Origin of the sequence: Candidatus Tumulicola sp., from assembly GCA_036490475.1 — a bacterium.
In the GTDB taxonomy this organism is placed as follows: Bacteria; Vulcanimicrobiota; Vulcanimicrobiia; order Vulcanimicrobiales; family Vulcanimicrobiaceae; genus Tumulicola.
Genome location: DASXDT010000006.1, coordinates 1,393,933 through 1,417,031, shown reverse-complemented (window position 1 = coordinate 1,417,031; position 23,099 = coordinate 1,393,933). Strand labels below are relative to the sequence as shown.

Annotated in this window: 22 protein-coding genes; 7 read left to right on the top strand and 15 right to left on the bottom strand. The window is 59.2% G+C overall.

Annotation, left to right across the window (positions count from 1 at the left end; all coding sequences use genetic code 11):
- Positions 1-87: 87 nt before the first annotated feature.
- Together VGF98_14320 and VGF98_14315 are read left to right on the top strand one after the other, a co-directional pair.
- Complete coding sequence (locus tag VGF98_14320; GenBank protein HEY1682817.1) at positions 88-378, top strand: hypothetical protein; 291 nt, start codon at positions 88-90, stop codon at positions 376-378.
- A gap of 62 nt (positions 379-440) precedes the next feature.
- Positions 441-1,451 carry an alpha/beta hydrolase gene (locus VGF98_14315; protein ID HEY1682816.1) on the top strand — a complete coding sequence of 337 codons (1,011 nt, stop codon included), beginning with the start codon at positions 441-443 and terminating at the stop codon, positions 1,449-1,451.
- A gap of 89 nt (positions 1,452-1,540) precedes the next feature.
- Here VGF98_14315 and VGF98_14310 read toward each other — a convergent pair whose 3' ends face one another.
- The 13 genes from VGF98_14310 to VGF98_14250 form a co-directional block, all read right to left on the bottom strand.
- Positions 1,541-3,034, bottom strand: a complete 1,494-nt coding sequence (locus tag VGF98_14310; GenBank protein ID HEY1682815.1) for a hypothetical protein — start codon at positions 3,032-3,034, stop codon at positions 1,541-1,543.
- 40 nt (positions 3,035-3,074) lie between these two features.
- Positions 3,075-3,953, bottom strand: coding sequence for a hypothetical protein (locus tag VGF98_14305; protein ID HEY1682814.1), 879 nt, complete (start codon positions 3,951-3,953; stop codon positions 3,075-3,077).
- Between the two features lie 86 nt (positions 3,954-4,039).
- Positions 4,040-4,528, bottom strand: coding sequence for a hypothetical protein (locus VGF98_14300; GenBank protein HEY1682813.1), 489 nt, complete (start codon positions 4,526-4,528; stop codon positions 4,040-4,042).
- Positions 4,510-5,811 carry a hypothetical protein gene (locus tag VGF98_14295; GenBank protein HEY1682812.1) on the bottom strand — a complete coding sequence of 434 codons (1,302 nt, stop codon included), beginning with the start codon at positions 5,809-5,811 and terminating at the stop codon, positions 4,510-4,512. Before VGF98_14295 ends, VGF98_14300 begins: the two co-directional genes overlap by 19 nt.
- A gap of 15 nt (positions 5,812-5,826) precedes the next feature.
- Positions 5,827-6,144 carry a hypothetical protein gene (locus tag VGF98_14290; GenBank protein HEY1682811.1) on the bottom strand — a complete coding sequence of 106 codons (318 nt, stop codon included), beginning with the start codon at positions 6,142-6,144 and terminating at the stop codon, positions 5,827-5,829.
- Between the two features lie 56 nt (positions 6,145-6,200).
- Complete coding sequence (locus VGF98_14285) at positions 6,201-6,842, bottom strand: hypothetical protein (protein HEY1682810.1); 642 nt, start codon at positions 6,840-6,842, stop codon at positions 6,201-6,203.
- 43 nt (positions 6,843-6,885) lie between these two features.
- Positions 6,886-8,361 (bottom strand): hypothetical protein, encoded by a 1,476-nt coding sequence (locus VGF98_14280; protein HEY1682809.1) that lies wholly within the window; start codon positions 8,359-8,361, stop codon positions 6,886-6,888.
- A gap of 46 nt (positions 8,362-8,407) precedes the next feature.
- A complete protein-coding gene (locus VGF98_14275) occupies positions 8,408-9,235 on the bottom strand; it encodes a hypothetical protein (protein HEY1682808.1) in 828 nt (275 codons plus the stop codon).
- A gap of 295 nt (positions 9,236-9,530) precedes the next feature.
- Positions 9,531-10,598 carry a hypothetical protein gene (locus VGF98_14270; protein ID HEY1682807.1) on the bottom strand — a complete coding sequence of 356 codons (1,068 nt, stop codon included), beginning with the start codon at positions 10,596-10,598 and terminating at the stop codon, positions 9,531-9,533.
- A 31-nt stretch (positions 10,599-10,629) separates the two neighbouring features.
- Positions 10,630-12,219 carry an alpha-L-arabinofuranosidase C-terminal domain-containing protein gene (locus tag VGF98_14265; protein HEY1682806.1) on the bottom strand — a complete coding sequence of 530 codons (1,590 nt, stop codon included), beginning with the start codon at positions 12,217-12,219 and terminating at the stop codon, positions 10,630-10,632.
- 69 nt (positions 12,220-12,288) lie between these two features.
- Entirely contained in the window at positions 12,289-13,308 is a 1,020-nt protein-coding gene (locus tag VGF98_14260) for a hypothetical protein (GenBank protein ID HEY1682805.1), read from the bottom strand.
- A 156-nt stretch (positions 13,309-13,464) separates the two neighbouring features.
- Positions 13,465-14,388: an NHL repeat-containing protein gene (locus VGF98_14255; GenBank protein HEY1682804.1), complete on the bottom strand. Its 924-nt coding sequence runs from the start codon at positions 14,386-14,388 to the stop codon at positions 13,465-13,467.
- Positions 14,389-14,511: 123 nt separating this feature from the next.
- Positions 14,512-16,269 carry a hypothetical protein gene (locus tag VGF98_14250; protein ID HEY1682803.1) on the bottom strand — a complete coding sequence of 586 codons (1,758 nt, stop codon included), beginning with the start codon at positions 16,267-16,269 and terminating at the stop codon, positions 14,512-14,514.
- On the opposite strand from VGF98_14250, the gene VGF98_14245 reads away from it, so the two are divergent.
- The 4 genes from VGF98_14245 (at position 16,258) to VGF98_14230 (ending at position 20,322) form a co-directional block, all read left to right on the top strand.
- Positions 16,258-17,898, top strand: a complete 1,641-nt coding sequence (locus VGF98_14245) for a D-alanyl-D-alanine carboxypeptidase (protein ID HEY1682802.1) — start codon at positions 16,258-16,260, stop codon at positions 17,896-17,898. The two genes, VGF98_14250 and VGF98_14245, sit on opposite strands and share 12 nt — an antisense overlap.
- A 27-nt stretch (positions 17,899-17,925) precedes the next feature.
- Entirely contained in the window at positions 17,926-18,750 is an 825-nt protein-coding gene (locus VGF98_14240; protein HEY1682801.1) for a hypothetical protein, read from the top strand.
- Between the two features lie 273 nt (positions 18,751-19,023).
- Complete coding sequence (locus VGF98_14235) at positions 19,024-19,833, top strand: hypothetical protein (protein ID HEY1682800.1); 810 nt, start codon at positions 19,024-19,026, stop codon at positions 19,831-19,833.
- 60 nt (positions 19,834-19,893) lie between these two features.
- Entirely contained in the window at positions 19,894-20,322 is a 429-nt protein-coding gene (locus VGF98_14230; protein HEY1682799.1) for a hypothetical protein, read from the top strand.
- Positions 20,323-20,328: 6 nt separating this feature from the next.
- Here the strand turns inward: VGF98_14230 and VGF98_14225 are convergent, their stop codons facing one another.
- Both VGF98_14225 and VGF98_14220 read right to left on the bottom strand, forming a co-directional pair.
- Positions 20,329-20,613 (bottom strand): hypothetical protein, encoded by a 285-nt coding sequence (locus tag VGF98_14225; GenBank protein ID HEY1682798.1) that lies wholly within the window; start codon positions 20,611-20,613, stop codon positions 20,329-20,331.
- A 64-nt stretch (positions 20,614-20,677) separates the two neighbouring features.
- The gene (locus tag VGF98_14220) at positions 20,678-21,652 is read right to left on the bottom strand and encodes a hypothetical protein (GenBank protein HEY1682797.1); all 975 of its coding nucleotides are present in this window, start codon (positions 21,650-21,652) and stop codon (positions 20,678-20,680) included.
- 367 nt (positions 21,653-22,019) lie between these two features.
- Here VGF98_14220 and VGF98_14215 point away from each other — a divergent pair, with 367 nt between their 5' ends.
- Entirely contained in the window at positions 22,020-23,099 is a 1,080-nt protein-coding gene (locus VGF98_14215; protein HEY1682796.1) for a hypothetical protein, read from the top strand.

Genomic DNA, 23,099 nt, shown 5'->3' with positions numbered 1-23,099 from the left:
TCGTCATGGGAAGCTTCGAAAGACGGTGATCGGCGAGGGCCAGGATGCCGATGTCGCCGCGACGGTTGACGCGCTCGTGGCGGAGCGATGATCGCGCTCGTTCTCGCGGCTACGCTGGCGCCGGTGGGTGGAATGCACGCCTATCGGGTGGCGGTGTCCGGGCCCGCCGGATCGTCCGTTACCGTTGCGGCGCAGCCTCCGCCCGGTTGGACGGCGACGTTCTGCAGCGCCCGCCTTTGTGCGGTTGGCCATGTACCGGTGACGATCGCAGCAAGTGGAACCTCATACGTCGACTTGCATCTGTACGTCGCGGCCCATCCTACGCACGGAGTAGTGTTGATTACCGCGCCGGGTGAGACGTTGCGCCTCCGGGTCTGAGGCGGTCAGGCAGCCCTTCGCGACAGGTGGCTGCAGACCGGCATGGTAGCATATCGCACTTCATGCGCAAAAATTCGAGCGTGCTTCGCTTCGTGCCGTTTGCGCTCGCGTTAGCCGTATTTTTCCTGGCAATTTGGATCGCGATTCCAGGCCCGATCCTCCCGTTATTCATTCTGACGGTCGCGGGCACCGAGTTGTGGCCGGTCTTGACCGTCTTCAGCGCGATCGTCCTGTTCTTGGCGCTACGATCACGTGACGCGACGCGACCGGCAGCGGTCATCATATCGCTTGCGGCAATGTTGTGTAGCCTCGACCCTCCGATCGCGTATCTGCTCAGGGGACCGCACGTTCCGTTGGCAGCGTTTCTCTCGCCATCCGGTAGCGCGAGTGAATCCACCGCTAAGCCGGGAGCACCGACCGTGCTCGACATCTACGGAGGCGCGTGGGAACATGGTTCGCCGCGGCACGACGCACAGTTCGACGCGATTATCGAATCCTGGGGCTATCGGGTCATTGCGCTCGATTATCCGCACGCGCCTGGCGCGCGATGGCCGGCGCAACGCGAAGCGATTCTTCACGAGATCGATACACTGCCGGCGGGACGCATCGCGGTGCTCGGACATTCGTCCGGCGCGCAGTTAGCGATCATAGCGGCGGCTCTGCGCCCGCATCGCATCAGCGCCGCAATCACGTATGAAAGCCCGGTGGATCTTCGGATCGCGTACGAGCAACCGTCCCAGCCGGATGTGATCGACATCCGCCACGTTCTACTCGATCTGTGCGGAGGAACTCCGGAGCAACAGCCCGCGTGTTATCGCAGTGCGTCGCCGCGATATATCGTGCATTCGGGTATGCCGCCAATCCTCATGATCGCGGGTGCGCGAGATCACATCGCCTCCGTTCGCGGCGAGCGCTACTTGCGCGACACATTGCGGAGCGATGGCGTCAGCGTCACCTATATCGAGCTGCCGTGGGCCGATCACGCCTTCGAAGAAGTTCCCACCGGCTTTCACGACCGCATCGCGCTGTGGTACGTTCGAACGTTCCTCAATCGCACGTTAGGACACCCCTAAGCGCGCAATTTGCTATTTTTGGATTTCGGCGATTCACGAATGCCCATCGGCCGACATCCGTTGCGCATCTTTCGTAAGGACGCCGACCTTTAGGTGGGCCGGCGCGGCACCCCCGAGGGGAGCGTCGGAAACGGACGCCACACGGCAGCTTTGCGCGCCGCGGCATCGAGGGCCGGATCCCACTTGTACATCGCATACTCGTTGTCGGAGTCGCGACTGAGCGTCACGCGCACATAGGTAAACTGATTCGCCTGGATGAGGCGGTTGATGTCGACCGACGGCCGATAGATGGTCGCCTTGTAATCGATATACTGGCTCTCGCTGACCGCCTCGATGTAGACCGCGTGATGGCGTTGACCATCGGGGCCACACCACTTCGGATAGTTGAGGTAAAACGAATACGATCCGACGGCGACGTCGTTGTGAATCGGCGAGTGATCGAGAATTGCGTCCGACGAACTGAGCGACGCATCGATCACTTGCTGACGCGTCGCCGCCTCGGCCGCGGTTTCCGCTGCCGGTGCCACGAACTCGGCGCCCGCCGGCTGTGACGGCGCCAACGTTACGTTGCGCGGATCGCCTTGAATGTCTTGCTCGTCCCAAAAGGCGATCATGCAGTCGGCGATCGGGCGGCCGACCTGATCCTTCAATCCAAAAACCACGGTCGAATTCGCATCGTTTGGATTGCCGTTCGTCCACGCCAGGTTACGTGCCGCCCATCGCTGCGCCAGGTCATCGTAATCGGCTGCGACCGTTTGCAGTGCGGTCAACAGCGCCGTAAACGCTACGTCGCCCGCGGCGGTCGCGTGAAGAACCCCGGTGTCGCTATCGAAGTGCGAATAACGATGCAGAATCAGATGCGGAACGAGTCGATTAAGAAAGCGCGGCTGGATCTTCGGCGGATTCACACTGGGGTCCGCATCCAAGAACGTGTAGTTTAAATTCGCTCCGCTGATACGCACCGTGTTATCGCTTCCGCTCTCGCACGTTGCCCAAAAGAGTTTCATCGCTTTATCGTTGCCGATGCAGTCGCCGCCCAGACTGAAGGCCAGCATCTGCGCATGCAGCGGATGCTGCGCGTCGTTCCAGGCGGTCAGCCACTCATCGTTGAGGCGCCAGAGAAAGTCACTGCCGTATTCCAGATCGGTGAGCACGCCTTTGCCGACCGAAAGCACGTGACTGAAGAGCAGCTTCTGCAGATAGCCGATCGGCGTTTTACCGATCTCCGCAAGGCTCGATCCGTGGTTCGCTCCGGCCATGGTGACGATTCGTTGCGGCAGCACCGCCACGTCCGGCGTTGCGGCGGCGGCGCGGCGATTCAAGATCCAGCGCCGCACGACGAGCGCCCCGGTGGAATGGCAGACGAACGCCGCGCTCCGAACGTCGAACCCTGTTGCTTCGAGGTCGGCGACGCGCATCTCGAGCGCTCCCGCGAGGTCGTCGATCGTTACGAAATCGTCGAGCGAATCGAATGCCGACAACACGATGGTATCGAATCCGGCGGCGCTCAGAAGCTCGGGAATATGCTGGTACGCACCAAGCGATGTTTCGCTGTATCCATGAACTAGAACGACGGACGGCATTCGTCAAGGATCCTTTCTTATAATGCGGGCTAGTCGAACCTCATGCGGATTGGCTAATGTAGCGCAGCGCGCTCAGGCCTGGCAGAAAGAAATACGCGCCCCCCGTGACGGTGACGAACTGCGGTACGCCGGTTAGCCGCGCCGGCGCCGCATCCGCGCGGTTCATCACGAACGCATCGGTCGATTCCCCATTCGGGCCTGGTTCGCGATTACCCAATAGCGGATCGGACTCGCCGGCCAGCCCGTTGAACTTCGAGCTTGCGAACCACGCGCTCTGTAGGAATTCGAATTGACGGCCGATGTTCGCGTTGAGACAGACGAAACGCAAACCGCGCGCCGGATCGTCCGGCGGCGCCGGCAACGTTGCGTCCGCGGACGCGAGCGGCGGGCCGTACTCGCGACCGCGGCGCACGATCCGATGAAAGCGCACCGACGACGTGATATCGTCGTGAAAGCGTTGCTTTCCAAATCCAAGCATCGCGAGCAACGTCGCGATTGGGCCGGTCGGAACGGAGGGAAAGTCTCCGTTGCGCGGATTGGCGCGGCGAATGTGCGCGCCGAACGGACAGCGCGTTCCGTCGGGATCCTGTGCGAACGTGAAATCGTTTTGATCGGTGCCTGCCTGCACCAACGGGTCGCCTTTTGGCGTGCGCCCGACAAACGCACTAGCGATGGTTTCGGTCTTGGCAAACGACCAAAACGCGCGTACGTCTTGAAGGAGATCGCGTAGGACCAGATAGGTTCCGTTGCGGCCGAGATCGCGCTTCGACGCATCGTCTTCGGCCGGCGGCAGCAGATCGTTGACGCCACCGCTGCTCAAGAGCGGGCGATCGGTGTAACGATCGTACTCGTTGCGATACCCGAGCAACACTTCCCCGAGCGCAATGAGGTTGCCGTAAGCCGGTTTATCGCCGCGCAACTCGCGCTGCTGTTGCCAGTCGATTTGCGGCTGGCTGATTCCGTCGGTAAAACCAAACTGCTCGAAGCCGTGGAGATCCGATGTGCTCAGCTCGGCGATCGACTCGAACGCTCGATCCCACAGCGGCGTCCCACTTTTTCCAAAAACGCATCGAGCGCTTCCGGCGCAGCAAACAACGCTACGAGGACGTGCGGCTCGCGATCGAAGGTTCCCCAGGTCCAATAGTGCGGCGCATTGGCAGCGACGTCGCCGAGGCGGCGCGACCGGTTATCCTCGCCGGCGACACCGGAGAGAAATTCCGGCGAAAATTGTGCGACCGCGGCCTCCGGCACGCCGATCGCGCGAAGTCCGGACGCGGTGAAGGCTACGTGCATTGCGCTCGATGCAAGCGGCGACGTCTCGACGGCGTCGGTGATCGGAGCGTCGCGCAGCCACGCGCGCGCCGACTGTGCGTCCTTCACTGTTAACAAGAGGTACGACGCGCCTTTTAAGTGCCCGTGAGCGAACCGCACGATGCCTTGAATGTCGGCGAAGTCGACGCCTTCGACGTGCGAATTCATAGCAACGCGACCCATTGTCGAGCTTGCGCGGCGGTAAGGGCAGGCGCTTCTAGACCCGCGCGAATTTCGGCGTTGCGCTGTAAGTCTACGGTCGTTAATCCGGAATGACCGTTGTACCAAACCTGCGTGTAGCACTGATGCCTGTAGAGGAGATTCTTGAACTTCTGCTCGTCCTTACATCCGTCAGCAACGAGCCAGCGCGTCTTGGGATAGCCGATTCCGTTGCTGAAGACGAAGTTGAGACCGAATCCCGCTTTGTTGATAAAATCGTCCATGTAGCTTTCGAGACTTCCATCGTAGTTACTCATAAAGGCTTGCCGGCGCTTATTATCGAGCCACACCCAGCGCGCGAAGTGAATCGTTCGAACGCGCCCGAGGCGGCCTCGCGTGAAGACGTGCCGCGAAGCGTAGTTTAACATGAAAAAACCGGCAACGCTCGCGATGCGGCGAACCATTCCGGGCTTGACCGGCCCGACGGCACAAAATGCGTTGGTGACGTCGCGATCTTCCGTTACGGCGATGGTCGCGCGGTGCGCCGGATCTACTTGCGGGCAGATCACCGGATCGGTCGTTTCGCGGATTCGCACGAGCACCAGCAGCACGACCGCCAGCACCGCAAGAACCGGCGAAAGCACGATGGCGATGAGGATCGGTAACACGGCGGCGACGGCATTCGAAAGCCACCAGCCAAAATGCGTTGGCGGTTCCGGCGTCATCGTTAAGCGGGCGGCAGCAATTTCGTCGCTGACATACCGCCGCAACATCGCGTGCAGCTCGAGCGGTGTGGCGGGCGCGACGGAGTCCGCATTTTCATCGAGATATCGCTCCATCGCCATGCGTAATGCCGCTTCTTCTCGAATCTGCAGCATCGTACGCCCCTTCCAGTTGGCATACCACGCCGACGAAGGAGCCGCATGGGACTTCATCCATTCGAAGAGGCTGGTTGTGCCGTCGAAGTTCTCGCAGTGCGAAAAGATTTTCACTAGGCCTGGTGTCGCGCGCTCCACCAATTCGCGAAGAAACGCTTCTTCGCCGCCGTCGACGTCGCCAACGAATGCCAGGTACGGCGGATAGACCTCGGGCGTCATACCGTAAACGGCGACGTCGCCGACGGTGTCGTCGCGAACAATGCAAAAGCGTGCAAAGTGCAGCCGCTCGAAGTCGGCAAACGGAACGAGCGGGTCGTGTGGATTCGCACGGCCAGGTTCGAGGTTCATCGTTTCCAGCAGGGCGAGCAGATCGTCGACGGCATCGGGACGGACCGGCGCCAACACGAAAAATGGCGCTTGCGGCGTCATGTGATGCTAATCAGTTCAGTGTTGTACGCCACTGGGTTCAAGTTTGTCGGGACTGATGTGGAGACTGATTTTCCCGGGAACGCTCACTTCTTGTTGAAATGCCGGGCTCTTGTTGCCGTTTACGTAGATCCGAAGTAGATATTTTCCACTTGCGAGGCCGAAGAACGAAAAACGTCCGTTTGAATCGCTGATGGACGGACCGAACCACTTGGATCCTGTTTCGCCATAGAGGTAGGCCTTGAGGCCGGTCACCGCGGAACCGCTGGTTGAAAATGCTTGCCCGAAAAATGACAACGTTTCAGCTTGAGCCAAGGCGCTCAGCGCGAGGAACATTGCGAAGGCAACTACCAACATATACGATGCTCGCATGCGCACGATGATTCGCCGTTTCAATGTGCGGCCGTTTCTAAGCCAGGCGGCGCTTGCACATTTGATAATGCCTGCGAGACGCCGCCGGTCTGCGGCTGATCGACGAGCTTGGCGACACTTTTCGAATCGATAAGAGCGATGGGGTTTTGGATATCGATCGAATTTCCGCTCGTATAGCCTCCGCTATAAATGGTCTCGCCGTTGGCACGCACGGTAAGCTGCGAATTTTGCGGAACCGTCGTAACATCGATATTTTCCGACAGAAAACTGTTATCCGAAGCTTGCACCAAAAAGTGCTGGTCTTGTAAGGCGAGATGGATCGGAATAAAGAAGCGTCTGTTGGCAACGACGATCTCTTCCGGGTGGACGCAGAGCGGATTTGCCTGCGCAAACGAGCCGGTTAGAATAACCTGCTGGTCTTTCAACGGTCCGTCCTGATACAGGATGTAGAGCGGAACGACCAAGATACATGCAGCGCAGAGCAGATACAGGCTGACAAGCGTTGTGCCTGCCGATATTTTAAGACCCGCAAACTCGAAGCTTAGGGCTTGCATGCCAGATTGGCCGGGCTGTGTGAGGGCCGAACCGAGTCTGCCGACCAAGATCGCCAAGACGATGCCGGTTACGGCGCAAATGACCATTACACCGATCAATACAGTCATGAAACCCCCAACTGAGGCTGACTCGCCCTACAGGGCTAGCTTATCATGCTCCGTTCAGTTTTGCCAACGCTGCGGTTGCGGCCGGCGACTTGGGGCTTTCCTGAAGCTCGACGTTGAGTGCGGCGCGGGCGACGTCGATGTTGTTCATTTTCATCGCGAGATCAGCGAGCGCCAAGTGCGGAGAATAGTAATACAGCGTTGGCATCTCGGTAACTCCCTGTAGGCGATCCGCGCGCGCCGCATCGGTCGAGGCGGCCTCGAGCAGTAATAGCGCCGCGGCATTCTTGTGCAAGTCGATTGCAATCTGAGCCTGAACTATCGAACGCATTGCCGTTGCGATCCCATATCGAGAAGGCTCCGACTTGGGTACCACCGGCATTTTACCGACTGCCGCTTGGGCTTCAGCCACCTTGCCGAGCTTCGCCAACGCAAGGGCTCGAGCAAACGTCATCACCCGCCCGTTGGCCTTCACATATGGAAGCGCGAGAATCGCGTTCCAATCGCCGGCCGCTATCAGTGCCGGTACCAGCAAATCCGGATCGTTCGCGCGCTGCGCGACGGCCACGGTATCTGCCGCGCGACCGTTTTGAATCAGCGCGTAGATCAAGAACTCGACGTTGTGCGAGTGATAGTAACGCGGACCGCTATAGTATCCCGGATGACAGCAATCGAAGTCGGCGTAATCCATCGCGACGGAACGTTGGCCGACGTCGAGGGCTTGCGTGTACATGCCGGTGTCGAAGAACGTGTGTCCCGGCATATGCGTCAAGTGCGAATCTTCCGACGGGAGGCCGAAGCTTGCGAGGGTTGTCGCGGCGCCGACGGCTGCCTTCGAATCGGCGGCAAACTGCGCCGTGTGAATGTAAAAGTGCAACAAGCCGGGGTTGTTCGGAAACTTCGCGAGATCTGCCTGAAACAGCGGCAGTAACGCGGCGAACTTTCCCTCGTAGGCCGCCATCTTAGGCGCCGCCCACGTATCGACGTCGCCGGGCCGATCGCCGGCCGCGACATACAACGCTGCTTCGGCATACAATGCAGCTACGTCCGGATCGTCCGGATACGCCTTCGCTACTTTTGCCAACGCATCGCGGTACCCAATCAACAATGCCGACGGAGCGAGCTTCGTCTTCGGAGCGAAGCGAAGCGCGGCCGCGTCGATCAGCATTCGGTCTTCCGGGGTGGCGGTGGCTTCGAGATCCTTTGCCATCAGCATAGCTTCCCGGGCCTGATTATTGCGATCGCCGTTGGCCGGAACGTTCAGATTCGGCGCGTTGCTCAGCGCGATGCCCCACCACGCCATCGCCGACTTCGGATCCAGGTCGGACGCAGTGTAAAACTCATGCTCCGCCGCCTCGGGATTGTAGGCGTAATAATCCAGTAGTCCGCGATCGAAGGCCGCCTGTGCGGCGGCGTTCGACGACACCTGATGGTGGACGAGCGGGGCGGGCTGTGCCGCAGCGATCGCAGTCGCACCGAGGAATAGCGCAGGCAACAGAAAGACTCTAACGCTCCAGTTCATGGAGCGACCGTTCTACGCTCGACCGCTAATCCCAGCGCAGACCCAGTCAGCGCCCGGGATCCTTGGTTTTCGCAAGGCTCACGACAACACCATAAGGATAGCCGACTCCGCGGATTACGCCGGTCTTCTTGCCTCCCGCAGGATAGTCGTAGAAGTTGACTATTCCACCGGTCCGCGGAAAAGATGTAGTAGGCGTGTTAAAAGCGGAAACGACGAGCGTCGTTCCTTCGACGAAGAAACCGGTTATATCGTACGACTTTTGCGGAACGATCTTTGCCTTAAGCGACCCCTCGTTTCCCGCGATGGCGAACTGGTAGATGATGTCTTGCTTGGAATCAGCAATATCGAGGTACTTCCCGTCCCACACGATTCCACCACTAATATCAGTATCCAACGGTTCGTCTAACTTAATTTCGACAAACTGCTTACTGTTGTGAGGAATTTCCAGCAAAGCGAACGTTGCGGACGGAGACCCGATGAGCGCTCCCACGAAGAGATTTCCGCTCCCGTCATAGGCGCATTTACCGCCAAGTGCATACGGTTTTGGGACAGGTATGTTTGTATGTCGTCCACTGTTCTTTTTGAAGAACGTGACTGCTTGGCTATAGTTTGGAAGGGCCAAGGTGCCGGTCACCGGGTCCACTGCGCAGCTATTTGCTCCCGAAGGCAGTCCCCCCAGAATGCGAAGCGGCGAGGTCGCACCGTGTTTGTATTCCACGACGGAATAGCCGGCGGTAGCAAAAATATCTTGCGCGCGGTTGATGCAAAGATAATTGTAGCCGTTCGGAGGTGAAAGAAATCCTACCAGCTTGTACTTGGGTGGTGTGTCCGAATAGACGTCGATACCCCCAGTTCCTGGATCCATGATATACAATAAGTCTTCAGCCGATGCTCCACGTAGCATCCATGACTGCTGATGACGGCTTCCCTGATCTGAAGCCGGCGGCACTGTCGTCGTGGGCAGACTGGAGTTCCCGGAACTACATCCACCAGCTGCGAGCGCTAGGGAAGCAATGAATATCGCTAACTTTGAAAAACTGCGCATAGCGTCTAGGCGTTAGGCGTTCTCGCCGCCTCAGCCTTCGAGAGCAGGCAAACGCAAGAAGGCACGACCGCAATAGCCGTGCCTTCCAATATTCAGGCGACTGCGCTGAATAGCGCAAGCCTTGCTACTTCTTTGGTGGTGCGCTCAGTGCGGTTCCCAACGGATTCACCAAACCGCCGCTGATGCTCGAACCGTACGTGCCTTTCGGCCACGCGTTCACGTACGCCGCGGCGCCGATGCCGTCCGGCGCGATGATCTGCTTGGGCGAATTCGCCGGCGTCAACGTAAACTCTATGAGATCGCCGACCCGGCCTCCATTCGATGTTGCCAGCGTCGAACGCGCCACGACCTTGCCGCTCGACGAGACGGTATACACGTCCGGCGTTCCCCACAACGCACCGTCTTGATCGCCGACGGCAACGTTCTTCCCTACGACTTGCACGCCGCCAGGAAACGTGAGCTTTGCGCCTTTAATCGGGATCTCCGTAAACGTGCCATTGGGTGCCATCTCCGCATATCGAAACGCGGCTGTCCTAGAATCGACGCCATCGACGTATAAGTTGCTCGCGTTATCGTATGCGAGGAAATACTCGCGGGCGTAATCCGGATCGGTGTAAATGGTCGGAGTCGTGCTACCCGCGGGATAGATCGCGATGCTGCCGATCTCGAACTGCGTCGACGACAACAGGTTCGACACCGCGAGGTTGCCGGTGCTCGGATCGACGGCACAGCTCGCCGGGAATTCGCCCGGATCGGGCAACACCGCTATCGGCGCAGTTCCACCATGGGCGTATTCGAAAACCTGAGACGAGCCGGCGTCCGCAACATAAACGTTTCCCGACGAATCGGAACAAACGCCCTGCGGATAGCCGAACCCCGTGATCGTGCCGACATTGGTACCCTTCGGATACGTAAAAACCTGAACCGTGCCCGTGCCCACGTCGGAAATGTAGAGCAACGTCTTCGAAGCCGCACCCTTCGCCATCCGCGATGGGCTGCGGTCGAGATGCTGCACCACCATTCCGGTTCGCAGCACCGAAAAATTCGGCCGCTGAGCCTTAGAATCGATGCTGCTTCCCGATACGCTCGAACCAGCACCATTCGGAACGGATGCCCCTCCGCTGCATCCCGCGAGCAGTCCGGCGCTCGCAGAAACTGCGACAATCGAACGCGTTACAAATGAAATGTTCATGCCGATATTCTCCCTATGATGCAACTGGTGCTCATGCCAACTGGAGCGTCAGCTTTGTAACCGACGCGGGTGGAAACATTGCGGTGACTTCGCTTCCGGATACTGCCGCAGTCGAAGCGGCGGGAACGATGCTATTCGGATCGTCAAAACTATTGTGGGCGTGCATGTCGGCGTGTGTAAGCACCGACATCTCGGCGCTCGATACGTTCGCGCCGCGGATACGGACGGTCGCTTCGCGCGCCACGCTGATATGTGGGTTTGTAACGGTCAGTATGACGGTTTTTCCGTGCAGTGAGGCCGAACCGTTTAACCCCCAAAATGAAGCGGCCGAGCCATCGCGCTCGTACGCGACCCGTGGCGCCGAGAAGATCGCTCGGACGGCTTGGCCATCTTGATGGTCGGCGTACATCGCGAACACGTGGCCGACCGGGGTTACGCAAAACCGATCCTCGTGCGCAAGGTACAGGCTGTTGAGACAGTTGACGAGCTGCGCGCAATTCGCCATAGCGACTTTATCGGCGTTGCGATTGAACGTGTCGAGGGTCATCGCGCTGTACACCGCGTCGCGCAGCGTCGGCGTCTGTTCGAAGAGATTTTCGGGCGTCGGCGAGCTGCCGGGGCGATACCACGTGCCCCACTCGTCGACCACCAGCTTTACAACGTGCTGCCGATCGGTCTCGCCCATGATCTGCCAGTGCCGGTCGATCAGCGTCTCCATCCGGTCGCCCTGGCGCAGCAACTCGTACCAATCGACAGCGTCGAACGCTACTGCATCGCCTTTGCCGTCGACAAAGTCTTGCGTACGGCCACGGCTCAGATTCCAGGTGTAGTAGTGCAACGCGAAGCCGAAGATCGCGCCGAACTCACTTTGACCGCGTCGCGCGACCGCGTCGAAAAATCCGGACGTCCAATTCCAATCGTCCTTATCGGGACCCGACGCCACCAACGAAAGCGGCGACGTGGACTCGGGAACGGCCGCGACGTAGCGGCAAAACTCTTCGGCGTACTCTGCCGGGGTGAACGTGCCGCCACAACCCCACGGCTCGTTCCCAACCCCCCAATAGCGCACGCCGAACGGCGCGGCATCGCCCTGTGAACCGCGCGCATCGGCAAGCGTCGTGCTGCCGGCCGGCGCGTTGCAGTATTCCACCCAATGGCCGAACTCTTCAGCCGGAAGGCTGCGCACGTTGGCTGCTAGATATGGTTGGCTCCCGGTAGCGCGGCAGAAATCGACGAACTCATTGGTACCGAACTGATTGGGATCGTAGCGCTGATCGCGCGGCGCGCCGGCCGGCAACTGCGACGCCCAGAAGTTGGTGCGCCGCGGGCGCTGCTCGGGCGGCCCGATGCCGTCGCGCCAATCATAGCTGTCGGCGAAGCATCCGCCCGGAAACCGCACGATTGGCGCCTTGATGCTGCGCATTTGCTCGATTAACGCCCGGCGCACGCCAGCGACGTTGGCAATTTTCGAGTCTCTTCCAACCCAAATGCCATCGTAGATGACGCCGCCGAGGTTTTCAGCGAAGTGCCCGTAGAGGTTTGGCGAGATCCGCCCGATCGGTTCGTCGAGCAGAATCTCCACGCGCGAATCCGCCGCGACCGCGACTGCACTTGATAGCAAGAGCGCCCCTCCGCCAAGAATAGTGCCGCGAAGAAACTCGCGTCGAGTGACATCGTCCAAGACTCGCGGTTATTTCGAACCGGCCGGCGCCAGTGCGATGCCCGTCGCGCCGTACGTTTGCAGACCCTTATTGAAGCTATACTGATATTTACCGGCGGGGTATGAGTACACGTCGACGCTCCCGAGGTAAACGTTCGCACAGTATAGGCTTTTTTGATCCGAACTAAGCGGGCACGAGATAGATGCGCCAATAAGCTTAAACGTCTTCGTCGCCGGCTTGTCGTACGGTGGGGCGTAAATGCTCACATATTCTTCGTGGTAGAAGTCCGCCGTGGCAAAATCCGTAATCACGAGGTTGCCCGCCGCGTCGAATTGGGGCTTACCCGGCGACCACGGGTGCGGACCGGCGAGAATTTTGCCCTTGTTTGCGGGCTTGCAGCTTGGAAACTCGACGACTTCGCCTGCGCCCGTCAAATCGTAATGAGAGACGTAGCAGTTATCGTGCGCATCGACCGCGACGCCGATAAGCTCGTTAAAGTTATCGAACCCCGGCGGATGCGGTGCAGAGAATGACGGGTCGGAAAACCCACCGATCAGTACTCCGCTCGCGCTGTAGATATTCGCCGTTCCGGCAACTATGTAGTAACCGCCGTTGAAGGGCGCGTAGTCGATGGTGTTCCCGACGATTATGTCGCCTTTACTATCGAAGGTGACGTCTCCGGGCTGGCCGTACGGATCGGGAATGCTGAGCCCGACTCCACCGCTGCACGTAAACTGCTGCGTCGAGCCGGTCGGAGGCCCGTTGTTGCCCGCCGGAACCCACAGGTTGCCGCTTGCGTCGGTACCGAGGCTATTGACGGCGCTCACGCCCGGCGTTTGACAGATCGGACCGTCGTTATTTTTGTTGGGAATAGTAAACTCCCCGATCAGCGACGGAAACTCAAAGCCGGATACCCACGCAACTTCGGCGGCATCGTTGTGTCCTGGGCTCTTAAAGCGCATTCCACTCGGTGGCGATGGCCGTCGGATGTCGAGCGGGACTAACGACACGAGGCCGTTGCGGACGTATCGCTGCAGTCGCTGCGGCACTCGGCTCGTTGCGACGGCCCCCGCGCTTTGTACGGAAGGCGCGAACTGCGATGCTCGGCCGGCGCAACCACTGGCGAGAGCGATAAGGGTGACCGCGGCGAGCGCATGAGCTCGCGGTGTCAAGAAGCGCATGTTTATTCTCTCCTTACGATCGAGCTACGGGATCGCAGCCGGGCTTACGGCCACGCCTGTCGCGTTAACAAAACCGGTGAGCTGTGACTGCACCGTCCCAGACGGATACGCGATAACTTTTACCGTGTTATTGCCGTAATCGGAAACGTACAGATGTTGCCGGCTCGAATCGAAAACCATGTGGTTCGGATTTGTAAAACCGTCATCGAACGTCTTGGACGGTTTCGTTGAACCCGGCGGATAGACGTTAATATACGCTCCATCCGAGTCCTCAACGACTAAGTTGCCGCTGTTGTCGAACGCAATGTCGGCGCTGCTTGCCTCGAGCGGAATGAGCAAATTCGTAGGAATGCGCGAAGCCTTTGTTAGCTGGAATACACCGGCGGCGCCCGCGGCGTTATACGTGCAGACGAGGTTCCCGCTCGAATCGAGCGTGACGCCGTTCGGCGCTACCGGCAGGTTGATGCCCTTGCCGTTCGTTTGGCCGTGCGGAAACTCGTACACTTGGTTGAGCGATGCGGCGATATACAGCGTTCCGCTGGAGTCGACGGTGATGCTCGGGGCTGGTCCCCAAAAACCCGAAAACCTCTTTACATATGGACCCGTATACGGAGGTTTAAACTCAAGAATGTAACCCCCACGTTCATCGTAGACGTACAAATTATCGGATTTATCGACTGCGAGCGCCGCCGGTTGGCTCAACAACCCTTGCACCTGGCCGATGGGTAGCTTCGGGTTCTTGGCTGCGAATATGTCGACGACGTGATTGCCGAAATCCGAGACGAACAGCAAGCCGCTCGATTTCGCTCGTGCGTACTCTTTTTGCGAGATCCAGCTGTGCCGGAGTTGCTCGCCGTTCCGCAATGTGCCGCCGCGCGCGTCTACCGTTAGCGCGGTCGATCCGAGCAGAATGCCGGCGAGAAGTGCAAATTTGATTCGAAGCAGCATGTCGTTCTCCCAAATACGTCATGGCGAAGTCGGTACGAATCGCGCCTTCGTCGTATAAAAAAAGCCGCCCCTTCGAAGTGCATGGCACAACGGAGAGCGGCGTGGCACAAAGCGGCGCTTACGTTACCGAGCGACGCCTCCAAGCAACGAAAGACCGGGGCTGCGCTTGCGTTGCACCGCGGCAGCCGTTGTCACTTTCTGTTTTTGACGCGCTGGTCGCGCTTCGGGCAGAACTTCCGAGGCGGCTCGATACGTCAGCGAGAGCGTCCACGCACCGGCGGCGCTCTCCGCAAGTTCGACGGCACGCCGCATCGAGTCGGCGCTCTCGAGGCTTCCGATCCGTTTCAGCATGAGTCCTGAATCGCGCAATACGATCGCCTGCCACTTCTTGTTTTGCAAGGTCGACGCGGCTTTGCCGGCCTCTGCGAACGATTGCTCGGCGTTCGCGTAGCGCGCGGTGTGGGCGAAGAAATCGGCCTGTGCCTCCTTCAAGAACGTCCAGTGCAGCGTACCGGGTAGCGCGATGCGTTCGGCTTCGAAGACGAGCGGATCGGCGGCTTGCCAATACGGCGTTTTCAAAAGCGTCGTCGCGATCCACGCCGCGGCGAAGACTAAATAGCGCTGACCCTCCGTCGCGCGCGCAAGTTCTAAAGCACGCTCCGCCATCGTCAACATCTCATCGTTGCGGCCGACCGAGCCGTAATAGCCCATCAGGCCGATCGTCGATTCGAGCGCTCCGCGTACCGACGCGTTGGCGATGCTGAGTTCGAGCGCCGACGAGAAGCGCTGATACGATCCTCGATATTCGTCGGCTAAATCCTCAGCGCAATAGGCGTTCAGCAGCGCAAGCGACACGCGGCGGTGCGGAGCCAGGTTTTGGATCTTCGATGCAACGACATTGGCGCGACCCAATGTTTTGCGGGCCGGCGAAAAACGCGCGTTCGCGCAGTGCAACAGTCCGGATTCGACGAGCGCGTCGAGCGCGAGGTCATCGACCCGTTGCGCGTGCGTCTGACGGTTTACTAGCTCTTCGAGCGCTGCGGCAGCGGTAGCATCCGAGCCAAGCGCGAGGGCGTAGCGCGCCTCAACGAGTGCAGCGCGTTCCGATAGCGCCGTCCATTCGTCGCCGGCGCTTGTTTCGATGTCGACAGCGCTGCGATCTAGCAGTTTTCGTGCGCGCGGCAGTTGGCCGGCGACGATCAGCGCGTCGGCAAGTTCGAGGCCGGCCGTTAACCGTCCGTGACCTGGAGAAAAACCCGTCCAAGCATGGTCGAGAAGCGCAACCGCACGCGTGCCGAGTCCTTGATCGCAAAATGCGGAAGCGCGATTGAATAACAACTGCTTCGAGTCGTATGCGGAGATGCGCGAAGACGTGTCCTTGGCCGGGCGCATACGCTGCGCGATGTGCGAACAGATCGCATGTCGTTCGCGATAGTATTGCCGGCGCGAAAGCTGTAGGCGTTTGGCGACCGGCGCGATGTCGTCGCCGGAAAGAATGGCTTGGATGATCGCTCGTTGCCGGCGGGCGCCTTCGCCGGAGCCGGTAATCGCAGCATCCGAGCAACACGCATCGGCTTCACAAGCGATCCGATTTCGAATGGCAAACAACGCACCGGCGTCGCCAGTTTTCGTTTTCGCACCCGTGAAAAACGCTGAGGTAAGCGGATTTTTGCGCAGCGCCGAAGCGTCGGCTAAGTGCCGGAACAAATGATTGACGGCGGCGTCAAAAGACTTCTCTGGGTCGGCGTACGGCAAATACTTGACCTCGCAATCGGGACGCGTGAATTCGAGTCGCCCGACGACCCACCCTTCGCAAGCAGGCAAGCCAACCATGCTAACGAACCCGCGAGTGTCGGAGGTGCTTGGTAAATGATTGGTCATGCGCGATTTCGTTACGTAGCTATTTCGCTCGCTCTCGCTGGTGCTGTTGGTGCGGCGCTAACGCCGCGCTCGACGGTCGTTGCACAAGACACGTCTGCGACCGCCGTCCCTTCCAACATTCAGGCGGTCTTGGATAAGGCGCGCTACAAAGGCGGCGTTTGGGGACTGCGCGTGATGGACGGTGATAAGGTCCTGATCGACCTCAACTCGCAGCGCAAGTTCTACATCGGATCGGTGCGCAAAGTGTTCAGCATCGGCCAACTGCTCAACGCGGTCGGGCCGAACCATACCTACGACACGCCGATCTATCGTACCGGAACGATCGATGGCGGCGGCGTGCTGCATGGCAACCTCATCGTTGTCGCGTCCGGCGATTTAACGATGGGCGGCCGTTTGAATCCCGACGGCACGATCGCCGTTAGCGACTGGGATCACAACGAAGCCGATGGCCTCGGCAACGCCATCCTCACCAAGCCCAATCCGCTCGCGGGCTACGCGCGCCTCGCGCAGGCGATTCGAGCGGCCGGCATCAAGCGGGTCGCCGGCAACGTCGTGATCGACGACCGCCTTTTCAAACCGTGGTTCTTCCGCGATCAGTTCAACGTGCGCCCGATTTTCGTGAACGACGACGTGGTCGACATGACGATCGTTCCCGGCGGCAAGACTGGTGCGACCGCGAACCTGACCTCGCGACCGGTTTCGTCGGCGCTGCAAATCGTAAACAAGCTGCGTGTCGGAGCGGCCAACAGCAAAGACACGCTCAAGATCGATCCCGAGCTGCCGTCGTGCATCGGCAATCCCGCCTGCGCCTCGACGATTACCGGGTCGCTGCCCAGCGACTTCAAACCGCCCCTGACGGGAAAGCCGACGCTGGTGCAGACCGTGCGCATCGTGCAGCCGTCGAACTACGCGCGCACGGTGTTGATCGAACAACTTCGCGCGGCCGGCGTGACGGTCGCAGCACCGACGGTACAACAGAATCCCGTTGCGCTGCTCCCGGCGTGGGGATCGTACCGCGTCGCGAATCGCGTCGCGCAGCTCACCGGCATGCGGTACGGACAAGACGCGAAGTTCGTGTTGAAGATCAGCTACAACATCGGCGCCGACACGAGCCTGGTTCTGCTTGGAACGAAGTATGGCGCGAATTCGATGCCGGCCGCACTCGCATGGGAGCGCAAGGATTTGGCCGCGCATTGGAACGTCAACGCGGATCAATACCACTTCATCGACGGTAGCGGCGGCGGCGAAACGACCGCCACCAATATCGCGGTGACGACGATGCTCGAGGAGCTGGCGAAGAGTCCGGCTGCAGCAGCGTTCGAAGATGCGCTGCCGAGCCTGGGCGTCGATGGTTCGCTGGCCTTCGTCAAAGATTTCACGAAGGACCCGACGTTGGCCGGCGCTCTCGCAAAGGTTCACGCCAAGACCGGAACCTATGTCGGCGCGGGACCGACCGGCGGCATGGAACTGAAAGCGCAAGCGCTCGGCGGATACATCAATACGAAGAGCGGCCGCCACCTAACGTTCGAATTGACGATTAACAACATTCCCATCAAAGAGATCCTCGACATCACCAACGTGTTCCAAGATGAGGGAACGGTCGCCGCGATCCTGTGGAGAGACTACTAGACCTATTTTTCCAGTCGAGGTTTTGCCATGCCGTCGACGATGCTGCTCGTCTTTTGGTTCGTGATCGTAGCGTTCGCCGTTGCGACCGTCGTTTATTACGTCGTTTCGAGCGAACTGCGCCGGCAGGTTGCAAAGCACGTCGTCGACCCTTCGCAGTTGCGGATTTACGAGTTGCGGCGGCGCACGGGACGCGTGCTCGACTACATGGGTGCGTTCGCAGTGTTGCTGATCTTAGCGATGGCGAGCGCACACTGGGTGAGCGTATACGTCGATTCGAATCGCGCGCTTCACCAGTCCCAGAAACTAGCGCGCGAGTTTCAAGACGAGCAGTATACTGAAGCGCGCGTGACGCCGCGCTTACTGTTTTCTGCGTTTAATGAGAACAGCATCGCCGGCAAACATGCACTCGTGGGAAGCGCGTTCGTTCTGGATGCCAAACTGCAAGACGCCGGCATGAAGACCAACCAATGCGATCCGAAGCTGCACGAGGCTGTGAAGCAGACCCAACTTCACATCGTGAGCGTCGGCATCACATCATCGACGGAGCCCGCGATCGACGATAATAATCCGTGCTTTGTGAAGTGGAGCTGGATCGTCGTTCCGCAACACGATGGAATGTTGGTGTTGCTCGCTTCCGGGACACTCCGGCTGCCTGGCGCAGCGCAAATTATGCACATCGAGAAGCCGATAAGAATCGTCGTCGATCCGGATCTTCAGGCGACGAGAATGGATGCCGCCTCGATCTCGGGTATCGCCGTCGCACTGCTGTCGCTCGCGGGGCTGATCTTTACGACGTTCATGAACCGGTTAAGCCGTGCCGCCGCGCAGAAACCGAACGACGCTAATCTTTAAATAGCCCTGATCGACTTCCACCCGGCTCGCCTCCGGTGAACTCGGCAGGTCGCCCTCCGCCGAGCCTGCGACGAGTACAGCGCTTCGGACATTGTAACAATCTCCTCGGATTATAATAATCTGCTTAGAACGCTCCTAGACCCAGCAGGGTAGGTAGCGGCCGGACCTAACTATGCCCTTCAGCGCTGCCGGACGGTTGGCGTGCCCCTGGTCCATGACAACCGTAGCGTTTACGCTAGGGCTAGCGCAGTTTTAAGCCGAGGAGCGAGGACGATGCAGCGACGCAAGTTGCCCCCGAAAACTGCCGCGCGTCCGCCCTGCGGCGTGCCGGTGCATCAGAGCGTCGACATCGGCGTCATGCGCCACATCAACGTGTGCAACGCGCTTCTCGCCGAGTGCTACCACTGGTTGCAAAATGCCCAAGGCGGCGACGAAACCGCCGAAGCGCAGCGCGTGATCCTGCTGAATCTCGGACGGTGTCTGTCGGAAGCCACCTTCGGCATGGTGACGCTGCTCAATCACGACGCAACCGGCGCGGTGTTAGTTCTGGAACGCGCTGCGATCGAATACTACGGGCGTGCGAGCTACTTCATGCATGAGCCCGAGCACGCGCTGTGGTACGCGAAGGTCGAACATCTGCAAGTCTTGATCGAAAACGAAGCCACAACGACCGAACAACGCACGGCGCTGATTCATCAAATCAGCCACGCCCGCCGTAAGTATGCGGAGCTAACGCCCGAAGCCCGAGGGGCGGCCGGAAAGCAGCCATTCAACAAAGTCCGGATCTCGGATATGATTCGCATCGGACTCGGCGACGATGCGGCTCGACGCTACGCCTCGGCCAGCAAAGTGCTGCACGGCGATCTGTATAGCAGTTACGTAATGGTGTCGCGCGGGCCGGAAGCCGTCAACGGCGCCGTGCTCGAAGCGGCATCCGGCATCGTCGCGTTTTGCAATCTCATGCTGACGTGGCTTCCGCGCGCACCCAACGGCCTGACCGAACGCATTCTTCTCGCGGAGGAAGAAACGTTTCGACTCGGCCGGCGCTACGGCCGCGCATTCCTCATCGAAGCCGCTGGCTAACGCATAACCGCGATTCGTCCTGCCAGACGCTTGGCAGACGACCAAGCGATAATTAAGCGCATGCGGTTGTTTTGCGTTCTGATGTTACTGCTCGCACTCGCGAGCACGGGAGCCAATGCGCAGACGCCGCATGATTTCCAGGCACGCTGCGGTGCAGCGTATCGCGCGGATGACACTAGCGGGCAGATCAGATGGTGCAAAGCAGCCGCGGACAGATACGCCGCATTAGCCCGGCGCTCTACCACATTTTGGCATTGGGCAGCGCTGGAGATCGAGGGCGTCGATCTTGCGGACCTAAGCATCGCGTACAACAGTGTCGGCGACCCGGTCAACGCGTACAAGACCGCGATCCGCTCGCGTACCGCGTTACGAGAAGTTCGATTCCACTGCCCGTTATTCGCGATGCGTGACCTCGCCACCGAACCGCTCAGGCGCGTCAACGATTTGATCAATCTGTACGAGTCGCCGGCTTCGCCGGTCCCGGCTTAACGTCAGTTAGGCGTATTTTGCGATAAGGCGCTGTGCGTACCACGCCGGCCACGGGTCGCTCGGGTGCTGTGCGCTGTACAGCTCGTCGAGTTCGACGAGATCGTGCGTGAGATGACTGCGGACGGGCCGGTGACCCAGCAGCTTCGGTAGCTCGGAGTGCGTTAACAGCCAATCCGAGTAGAAGGTCGCCCAGTCGTCATCGTTGCCCTCGGTATCGGAGAACACGATATGATGCGTCTCGCCGACCTGCTGTAACAGCTCGGCAACCTTACTTGCGACATCTTCATTCATAGGCCGCTGTTTCAGCGAGAAGAGCGCGGGTCCTTGACACCAGCAAGCCGTGCTTCGTTCGTACTCAACGCTCTTCGTTACTCAGCGCCATCCCCTGAACATAATTTAAATTGGCGTCGATTTTCGATTGGAACTCGCCTGGAGGATAGTGACTGATGTAGACGTCGCTACCGTAGGCCCAATTCGAAATGTACATATTGTCTTCGCCTTCACGAAGAACGATTTGCTCGACACCAAAATCTTCTGACAGGACCTGGGACGGTGATGTACTTCCGGGCGGAAATATGTCTACGACTTGCTTGCTTTCGGTCTCCACGACGAGAATGTTGCCGGCGCGGTCGAGCTGTAGGCCTTGGGGTGCGACAAGCTGCATGCCAAGAATACGGCCTTGAGTAGAATTCGGCGCAAACTCTTCAATGCTACCGCTTGTCGAACCGCCACGATACGCTACGTATAGATTATTTGCAGTGTCTAAATTGATTCCGTCGGCTTCCACTCCGGGGGTCTGCAACGTACGATCTGGTTTGGTTTGATGCGGCGGATATTCGGTGACGGTTCCATTATGGTTGGCGGCGTAGAGCCGGCCCGCGTGATCGAGTACAACGTACATCGGGCGATCTGGATCGGAATAGACGATAAACGGGGTCAACGCACGCGGGTGATACGCCGATATCGATTTGTTATTGGCGACGTACAGGTTCCGTCTCCCGTCTACGAACAACCCCCACGCGTTAGCTACGTGGTTCGTAATCGATCCAACGGCCGGCGGGTTGGAACCATTCTCCGGGTACACCATCACTCGGTTGCCGGCGGCGACGTAGATGACCGATGACGGAGCGCCCTTCTGCATCCAGCCGAGCGGCTTTGCTCCACGGCTGGGATGCTCGAGTGCGGTGGCCGATGGCCTTGGAACCGCGCTTGAACCGAGTATCGACGATTGAGCCTGCGAAGCACCCATTGGTGTCGAAACGGTTGGAGAGCAAGCAGTCGATGCAAGCAGCCCGGCTCCGATCGCAAAAAAAGATAACGTCGTGCGCATGAAATCCCCCTTGAATCGTAAGGAGTAGGCGAATACGCTTAACCGGATTGCACGGTCGTTCCTACGTTTTCGATGTGCCGGAGAACCATCGCGGTCAAAGCGACGCAGAGAGCCTGCCCGAGTCGTCAAGCATGGCCACGTAACTCGTAAAAACCCTGTTGAAGTGGGACAACTTTTGTTCGCATCTTTGGACGAGCGCAACAAGGCGTTCTTATAAACTCAGTGGCACAAACCAAGCGAGCCGCTCGATCCCGTATCTCTGAAATGCCCGATCGACGCAACCGATTCGCGGGACGAGGTGAGGCATCCCCATGCGACGTATCCCTTAATCCCCATTGCAAGAGTGCCTTTTGAGAGGTTCGATGAAGTGAATCTTCCACGACTAACCGCCATAGCGGTTCTTTCAGCTGCATTATCGGCGTGCTCCAGCTCGACGCAATCATTACCGGCAGCCGGAACCAACGCGAGTGCGGTTACCAATCCCGCGGCCATCGCAGGTACGATGGACGCCTGGCATGACTCGCTCGCCCTTAACAAACTGCCCAGCGCGGGCTGCTTCAAGGCGACATATCCGTCTAACCAGTGGAGCCGTATTGCCTGCGGGACGCCGCCGCGCAATTGGTATCCAGTTCCGCGTTCCCGCAAGCCACATCTGGGACAAAGCGTTGGCGACGGCAACGACTTCACACTCGACGCCACGCCGAACATCATTTCATCGGCGATCGGCGCGTTCCCGAAAGTCAAAGGCGTGACGAGCGTGGTCAGCGGTGGACAGCAAGACTCGTACACGATGCAGCTGAACTCGAACTTCTTCACGACGGCCCAATGCGGAACGCTTTCGAACTGCGTCGGCTGGTCGCAATTCGTGTATGAAAACCCTCCGGGCACCGAAGAGGGAGCGCTGTTCATTCAGGATTGGCTCGTCGCCACGACTCGATCCGGCTTCAGCAGTTGCCCACCGAACAAAGGATGGCAAAACCTTGGCATCGGTTGCGTGCAGAATAGTCCGTTTGGCGTGTATCTTCCCAACATCAACGTCACGCAGATCGGCAGCGCGGTCTTGACCGGCGATGCGGACACGAGCGGCGATAGCATCTATATAACGGTCGGTACGAACGCGTATGGCATGAAGAACGTGCAAGGCGACGGCATCACCGATCTGTCGCAACACTGGCAAGGCGCCGAATTCAACATCATCGGTAACGGCGGTGGAGATGCAGCGACGTTCAATTCGGGATCGAAGATCTCCGTAAACATCCAGGCAGTTGACGGCTCCAAGAAGGCGCCCGCCTGTCCGTCCAATAGCGGCACGACCGGTGAGACGAACAATCTGTTCTTCACGAAAGCGCCCAAGAAAGTGACGAAACTGAAGTATCCGTCGATCGAGTTTTCGATGACCTCACAATCGGGCGGCACCGCAACATGCAATACGGCAAAAGGTAAATAG

Excerpts from the sequence above, each read along its gene's own strand:
- VGF98_14240 (HEY1682801.1), top strand. The coding sequence starts at position 17,926 with ATGCCGTCGACGATGCTGCTCGTCTTTTGGTTCGTGATCGTAGCGTTC.
- VGF98_14270 (HEY1682807.1), bottom strand. The coding sequence starts at position 10,598 with ATGAACATTTCATTTGTAACGCGTTCGATTGTCGCAGTTTCTGCGAGC.
- VGF98_14255 (HEY1682804.1), bottom strand. The coding sequence starts at position 14,388 with ATGCTGCTTCGAATCAAATTTGCACTTCTCGCCGGCATTCTGCTCGGA.
- VGF98_14220 (HEY1682797.1), bottom strand. The coding sequence starts at position 21,652 with ATGCGCACGACGTTATCTTTTTTTGCGATCGGAGCCGGGCTGCTTGCA.
- VGF98_14230 (HEY1682799.1), top strand. The coding sequence starts at position 19,894 with ATGCGGTTGTTTTGCGTTCTGATGTTACTGCTCGCACTCGCGAGCACG.
- VGF98_14310 (HEY1682815.1), bottom strand. The coding sequence starts at position 3,034 with ATGCCGTCCGTCGTTCTAGTTCATGGATACAGCGAAACATCGCTTGGT.
- VGF98_14280 (HEY1682809.1), bottom strand. The coding sequence starts at position 8,361 with ATGAACTGGAGCGTTAGAGTCTTTCTGTTGCCTGCGCTATTCCTCGGT.
- VGF98_14290 (HEY1682811.1), bottom strand. The coding sequence starts at position 6,144 with ATGTTCCTCGCGCTGAGCGCCTTGGCTCAAGCTGAAACGTTGTCATTT.
- VGF98_14225 (HEY1682798.1), bottom strand. The coding sequence starts at position 20,613 with ATGAATGAAGATGTCGCAAGTAAGGTTGCCGAGCTGTTACAGCAGGTC.
- VGF98_14235 (HEY1682800.1), top strand. The coding sequence starts at position 19,024 with ATGCAGCGACGCAAGTTGCCCCCGAAAACTGCCGCGCGTCCGCCCTGC.
- VGF98_14250 (HEY1682803.1), bottom strand. The coding sequence starts at position 16,269 with ATGACCAATCATTTACCAAGCACCTCCGACACTCGCGGGTTCGTTAGC.
- VGF98_14285 (HEY1682810.1), bottom strand. The coding sequence starts at position 6,842 with ATGACTGTATTGATCGGTGTAATGGTCATTTGCGCCGTAACCGGCATC.
- VGF98_14245 (HEY1682802.1), top strand. The coding sequence starts at position 16,258 with ATGATTGGTCATGCGCGATTTCGTTACGTAGCTATTTCGCTCGCTCTC.
- VGF98_14295 (HEY1682812.1), bottom strand. The coding sequence starts at position 5,811 with ATGACGCCGCAAGCGCCATTTTTCGTGTTGGCGCCGGTCCGTCCCGAT.
- VGF98_14315 (HEY1682816.1), top strand. The coding sequence starts at position 441 with ATGCGCAAAAATTCGAGCGTGCTTCGCTTCGTGCCGTTTGCGCTCGCG.
- VGF98_14320 (HEY1682817.1), top strand. The coding sequence starts at position 88 with ATGATCGCGCTCGTTCTCGCGGCTACGCTGGCGCCGGTGGGTGGAATG.
- VGF98_14300 (HEY1682813.1), bottom strand. The coding sequence starts at position 4,528 with ATGGGTCGCGTTGCTATGAATTCGCACGTCGAAGGCGTCGACTTCGCC.